The organism is Streptomyces argenteolus, from assembly GCF_042902585.1.
Classification (GTDB): Bacteria; Actinomycetota; Actinomycetes; order Streptomycetales; family Streptomycetaceae; genus Streptomyces; species Streptomyces argenteolus.
This window is the reverse complement of sequence record NZ_JBIBEG010000008.1, coordinates 352994-359033: the sequence shown is the minus strand read 5'-3', so window position 1 is coordinate 359033 and position 6040 is coordinate 352994. Positions and strand designations below refer to the sequence as shown.

General features: G+C 69.2%; 6 protein-coding genes. 1 reads left to right on the top strand and 5 read right to left on the bottom strand.

What is annotated here, in order from left to right; translation table 11 throughout:
- Together ACFY8O_RS27100 and ACFY8O_RS27095 are read right to left on the bottom strand one after the other, a co-directional pair.
- A partial coding sequence (locus ACFY8O_RS27100; protein ID WP_387906662.1) for a hypothetical protein occupies positions 1-248 on the bottom strand: 248 nt, incomplete at its 3' end.
- Between the two features lie 157 nt (positions 249-405).
- Positions 406-1413 carry a stage II sporulation protein M gene (locus tag ACFY8O_RS27095; RefSeq protein ID WP_387906656.1) on the bottom strand — a complete coding sequence of 336 codons (1008 nt, stop codon included), beginning with the start codon at positions 1411-1413 and terminating at the stop codon, positions 406-408.
- Between the two features lie 120 nt (positions 1414-1533).
- On the opposite strand from ACFY8O_RS27095, the gene ACFY8O_RS27090 reads away from it, so the two are divergent.
- Positions 1534-2445: an RDD family protein gene (locus ACFY8O_RS27090; protein WP_387906654.1), complete on the top strand. Its 912-nt coding sequence runs from the start codon at positions 1534-1536 to the stop codon at positions 2443-2445.
- 22 nt (positions 2446-2467) lie between these two features.
- Here the strand turns inward: ACFY8O_RS27090 and ACFY8O_RS27085 are convergent, their stop codons facing one another.
- From ACFY8O_RS27085 to ACFY8O_RS27075, 3 genes are all read right to left on the bottom strand, one after another.
- Positions 2468-3154 carry a hypothetical protein gene (locus tag ACFY8O_RS27085; protein WP_387906651.1) on the bottom strand — a complete coding sequence of 229 codons (687 nt, stop codon included), beginning with the start codon at positions 3152-3154 and terminating at the stop codon, positions 2468-2470.
- 151 nt (positions 3155-3305) lie between these two features.
- Positions 3306-4763, bottom strand: coding sequence for an adenosylhomocysteinase (ahcY, locus tag ACFY8O_RS27080; protein WP_145808883.1), 1458 nt, complete (start codon positions 4761-4763; stop codon positions 3306-3308).
- Positions 4764-5024: 261 nt separating this feature from the next.
- Positions 5025-6017, bottom strand: coding sequence for a cation diffusion facilitator family transporter (locus tag ACFY8O_RS27075; protein WP_387906648.1), 993 nt, complete (start codon positions 6015-6017; stop codon positions 5025-5027).
- Positions 6018-6040: the final 23 nt, after the last annotated feature.

The following is a 6040-nucleotide window of genomic DNA, read 5'->3' as shown; positions in this document are numbered from 1 at the left end:
TCCGATTCCCGGTCGAAGCGGGTTACTGCTTGTTTCGCTTTCCAGTTCTTCGCTTTCGCGTTTCCCTTTCCGGCGAGTCCGACTTTACCAGACTCATTTCCGTTCCGTTTCCGGTCCGAATTCGATTCCAGCGGCCTGCGGAATGGCCTTTGCCTTTCGGCTGACTCGACTTTATCAGAAGCATTTCGACCGAAGCGAATCGGCTGACTGCTTGAAAGAGAAGAATCGATTGGCTCGGCGGAGACCACGTCCCCTGCACGAGCGAGATGAACTTTAGCCGTCGCGTCCGGGCTTGTCCAGCCCCTTGCAACCGTTAAAATCTACCTCCCCACGCAGACCGTGTCAACGGCTTTGGTGGGCGAAGAGGAGAGTAGCAGGTCAGCGACGTCGTACGCACATCGCCCCTCATGCGGCGGAGGGAAGCTCCGCGCTCCGCTCGGCGGTTTCGAGATCTCCGACGTCCCCGGCCCGCGCCGCCCTGCCGCCCAGGACGTAGACGTATGCGAGGAACGCCAGCTCGGCCACGATGCCGATGGTGATGCGAGCCCAGGTGGGAAGCCCGGAAGGGGTGACAAAGCCTTCGATGACACCGGACACGAACAGGACCAGCGCCAGGCCGATGGCCATGCCCAGCGCGGCTCGTCCTTGCTCCGCCAGTGCGGAGCGCCGGGTACGGGGCCCCGGGTCGATCACCGTCCAGCCCAGGCGAAGGCCTGTCCCGGCGGCGACGAAGACCGCAGTGAGTTCGAGCAGGCCGTGCGGCAGGACCAGCCCGAGGAAGGTGTCCAGCCGACCGGCCGAGGACATCAGCCCGATGCCCACGGCCAGATTGAGCACGTTGACGAACAGGATCCAGATCACCGGTATGCAGAGGAACGCCCCCAGGACCAGGCACATGGCCGCGGCCTGCGCGTTGTTCGTCCAGACCTGTGCGGCGAAGGAGGCGGCCGGGTGGCTGGAGTAGTACGTCTCGTACTCCCCGCCGGGGCGGGTCAGGGCGCGCAGGTCCTCCGGGGCGGCGATCGCCGCCTGCACGTCGGGGTTCGCACCGATCCACCATCCGATGACCGCCGACAGGAGTACGGAGAGCACGGCGGTGGGGATCCACCAGTGCCGCGAGCGGTAGACGGCCGCCGGAAAGCCGGCGGTCAGGAACCGCACGGCGTCGCGCCATGAAGCACGACGGGTCCCCGTCACGGTCGAGCGCGCACGCGCCACGAGCTGGGTGAGGCGGGCGGTCAGCACGGGGTCCGGGGCGCTCGACCGGATCAGGGACAGGTGCGTGGCTGTCCGCTGGTACAGGGCGACGAGCTCGTCCGCCTCCGCACCTGTCAGGCTGCGCCCACGGTGCAGAAGATGGTCCAGGCGGTCCCACTCGGTGTGGTGGGCGGTCACGAAGACGTCGAGATCCATGGTCGGCTGCTGCTCCAGGCATGGGTGTGTACGGGTCCGTACTCCGGCGGCGCGCTGCGGGTCAGCTTGGCAGACTGTGGGCCCGAGGGGCAGGGAAGGGTGGCGAGGGGTGGGGTGGCGATGAATGAGCTCGTGACCGGAGACGCGGTCGTACTGGGATTGCAGCCGGCGAGGCTGCCGAGCCGGGCGTTGGCGATCGCCATCGACCTCGCGGTGATCCTGACCGTCTTCGTTCTGCTGTCCATAGGTCTCGCCGTGGCGACGGTGACGCTGGACGAGGCCGCTGCCGCCGCGATCGCGGTGGCGGTCTTCCTGCTGGTGCTGGTGGGCGGGCCGGTCGCGATCGAGACCCTCACCCACGGACGTTCCCTCGGGAAGCTGGCCTGCGGCCTGCGGGTGGTGCGGGACGACGGGGGGCCCATCCGCTTCCGGCACGCACTCGTGCGCGGCGCCATGGGCATGGTCGAGATTCTGGGGACGGTCGGCGTCGTGGCCTGCATCGCTTCCCTGGTGTCCGCCCGTGGCCGGCGGCTCGGTGACGTCTTCGCCGGAACGCTCGTCGTACGTGAGCGGGTGCGAGCCGGCCGGACACTCTCCGTGCCACCGCCGCCGCCCTGGCTGGTGGGGCGCTTCGCGCAGCTCGACCTGTCGGGCGTGCCGGACGGTCTCTGGCTGGCGATCCGCCAGTACCTGACGCGCATGAACCAGCTCGACGCCTCCGTGCGCTGGTCGATGGCCGAGCGGTTGTCCGCCGATCTCGCCGCACGGACGGGCGTGCCCGTGCCGCAGGGGGTGCCGTCGGCCGCGTATCTGGCGGCCGTGGTGAACGAACGGCAGGCGCGCGACGTCCGGCGGGTCTCGGCGGTTCGCGGGCGGAGTGCTCAGGCGCAGGCGCCCGGCGCCGTTCACGCTCCGGCTTCCGCTCCCCGTCCCACTCCCGCCACTGGTCCTGGCCCTGCGTCCGGCTCTGCTCCTGCTCGGGACACGGCCGAGGGCCGGCCGTCCACGACCGGTTTCGCCCCGCCCGCCTGAGTCCTGCGTCCGGGCCGGTGTCCTACCACTCGTCCGGGTCCTCGTCCTCGCCGTCGCTCTCGCCGTCACCCTGGTGCCGGTCCCGTCCGGCGGGACGGGGCATGACCGACGGAGGGGACTCGAGGTGCTCCAGCTCGATGCCCGGCGCTGCCAGCACCACGTCACCGGCGATGTGGACGGCGTGCTGATCGCCGGTGTCCAGCGCGTTGACCTGGTACTCGTCCACGATCAGGGGCCCGTTGTCAGTGGGGTGCGCTTCACTGTTCAGCAGGGACCAGGACTGGTCGACGGTACGGGGGGCGAGGACCGGGTCCGTGAAGGTGACCAGACGGACGCGGGTCGCGGGGGAATCGGGGGTGAGGCGAAGGAGCCGGGCGACGGCGATGAGGAACGCGGGGGACGTGCCGGAGAAGGTGTGGGCGCGGACATTGCCTTCGGTGGCATGGGTGCCGGTCGGATCGGTCCGTACCCAGGTGACCCCGTCCAGGGCGGCGCCGCGGATCTGCCAGCTCGCGGCGTGCATTTCCAGGCGGATGGGGCGGCCGAGTTCGTCCAGAGCCAGATCGACGGAGCCCAGGGGCGAGCCCGAGGGGCCCGTGGTCTGGGAGACGTAGCGCCAGCCCGAGGGGCCGGGCGCGCAGTGGAAGTGTTCTTCACCGAGGGGGGTGTGGTCGTGAAGATCGTGGAGCGAATAACGGCCGCGGGGCATGGGGTCCTTCAGGTTCCTCGGGCTGTGCGCGTGCGGTACGGGACAGGCCCCCGGCACGGGGGTGCGGGGGCCTGCGCTCGGACCTGCGGCTGCGAGACGGGCGGCCGGCCGGCTCAGCCGAAGCTGAACCGGCGGTCGGCCGGCGGTCGGCTCAGTAGCGGTAGAGGTCGGACTTGTACGGGCCCTCGACCGGGACACCGATGTAGTCGGCCTGCTCGGGGCGGAGGGTCGTGAGCTTCACGCCCAGCGCGTCGAGGTGGAGACGGGCGACCTTCTCGTCCAGGTGCTTCGGCAGCACGTAGACATCGGTCGGGTACGCCTCGGGCTTGGTGAACAGCTCGATCTGGGCCAGGGTCTGGTCCGCGAACGAGTTGGACATGACGAACGAGGGGTGGCCGGTGGCGTTGCCGAGGTTCAGCAGACGGCCCTCGGACAGGACGATCAGGACCTTGCCGTCCTGGAACGTCCAGGTGTGGACCTGCGGCTTGACCTCGTCCTTGACGATGCCGTCGATCTTGGCCAGGCCGGCCATGTCGATCTCGTTGTCGAAGTGGCCGATGTTGCCGACGATGGCCTGGTGCTTCATCCGGGCCATGTCCTTGGCCATGATGATGTCCTTGTTGCCCGTCGTCGTGACGAAGATGTCCGCGGTCTCCACCACGTCGTCCAGCGTCGTGACCTGGTAACCGTCCATCGCCGCCTGGAGCGCGCAGATCGGGTCGATCTCCGTGATGATCACCCGGGCGCCCTGGCCGCGCAGGGACTCCGCGCAGCCCTTGCCCACGTCGCCGTAACCACAGACGACGGCGGTCTTGCCGCCGATCAGGACGTCGGTGGCACGGTTGATGCCGTCGATCAGCGAGTGGCGGCAGCCGTACTTGTTGTCGAACTTCGACTTGGTGACCGCGTCGTTGACGTTGATCGCCGGGAAAAGGAGGGTGCCGTCACGGTGCATCTCGTACAGTCGGTGCACACCGGTCGTCGTCTCCTCGGTCACACCGCGGATCTCGGACGCGAGCTGGGTCCACTTCTGCGGGGACTCGCCGAGCGTGCGGTTCAGCAGGGTGAGGATGTGGGCGAACTCCTCGCTGTCCGCGGTCGACGGGTCCGGGGCCTCTCCGGCCTTCTCGAACTCGACGCCCTTGTGGACGAGGAGGGTGGCGTCACCACCGTCGTCGAGGATCATGTTCGGTCCGCCGGTGGGGGTGTTGGGCCAGGTCAGAGCCTGCTCCGTGCACCACCAGTACTCCTCCAGGCTCTCGCCCTTCCAGGCGAAGACCGGGACGCCGGCGGGGGCGTCCGGGGTGCCGTTCGGACCGACCGCGATGGCGGCGGCCGCGTGGTCCTGGGTGGAGAAGATGTTGCAGGAGGCCCAGCGGACCTCGGCGCCCAGGGCGACGAGGGTCTCGATGAGCACCGCGGTCTGCACGGTCATGTGCAGCGAGCCGGTGATCCGGGCGCCGGCCAGCGGCTGCGCGGCGGCGTACTCCTTGCGGATCGACATCAGGCCGGGCATCTCGTGCTCGGCGAGGGTGATCTCCTTGCGCCCGAAAGCGGCGAGGGAGAGGTCGGCGACCTTGAAGTCCTGGCGATTGGCGGCCGTCGTCATAACGGGCTGCTCCTCGTGATGGGTCGAGGGTGGGCTGGCTGGCTCTGCGGCGGCCACGGACATACGAATGCCCGGGCGATCCACAGTGCAGTCCGTCGGAGGCCCTCTCTCCCTCGGCCGGTCCGCGTCGGCGGACCGGACGACCGCCATCAGCAGCGACGTCTGGTACTCCCCCGAATCTACACCGAACGGCCCAGTGAGCCCCAGTCCGCCGGGGCAGCGGTGTGGGTCACGGGGCCGTTCGGGGCTGATCTCCGTGGGTCAGTGGCCGGATCCGTCCGGTGCGCCGGGCGAGCTGGGGCCGCCCGGCGTCTTGCCCGGGTTGGTGCCCGCAGCCGCGGCGGCCTCGCTGTAGATGTCGGGCTCCAGGTAGATGACCCGGGCGATCGGGACGGCCGCGCGGATCCGGTTCTCCGCGGCGTTGATCGCCTCCGCCACCTCGGCGGCGGACTCCTCGGCACGCACCGCGATCTTCGCGGCCACCAGCAGCTCCTCCGGGCCGAGGTGGAGCGTGCGCATGTGGATGACGCGGGTGACGGTGTCGCCGTCGACCACCGAGGCCTGGATCTTCTCGACGTCCTCGACGCCGGCCGCCTCACCGAGCAACAGCGACTTCGTCTCGGCGGCGAGCACGATGGCGATGACGATGAGCAGGATGCCGATGCACAGGGTTCCGATGCCGTCCCACACACCGTTGCCGGTGCCGAGGGCGAGACCGACACCCACGAGGGCCAGGATCAGGCCGACGAGCGCGCCCAGGTCCTCGAGGAGGACGACGGGGAGCTCGGGGGCCTTGGCACGACGGACGAACTGCGTCCAGGACAGCTTGCCGCGGGTCTGGTTGGACTCGGAGATCGCCGTCCGGAAGGAGAAGCTCTCGGCGATGATCGCGAAGACCAGCACGCCGACCGGCCAGTACCAGGCCTCGATCTCGTGCGGGTGCTTGATCTTCTCGTAGCCCTCGTAGATCGCGAACATGCCACCGACCGAGAACAGCACGATCGAGACGAGGAAGGCGTAGATGTAACGCTCGCGCCCGTAGCCGAAGGGGTGCTGCGGGGTGGCCTCCCGCTGGGCCTTCTTGCCGCCGAGCAGCAGAAGGCCCTGGTTGCCCGAGTCCGCCAGCGAGTGGACGCTCTCCGCCAGCATCGACGACGAGCCACTGAAGAGGAACGCCACGAATTTGGCCACTGCGATCGCGAGGTTGGCGGCTAGTGCCGCCACGATCGCCTTGGTTCCGCCTGACGCGCTCATGGGTGCCTGGTGTCCCTTCCTCG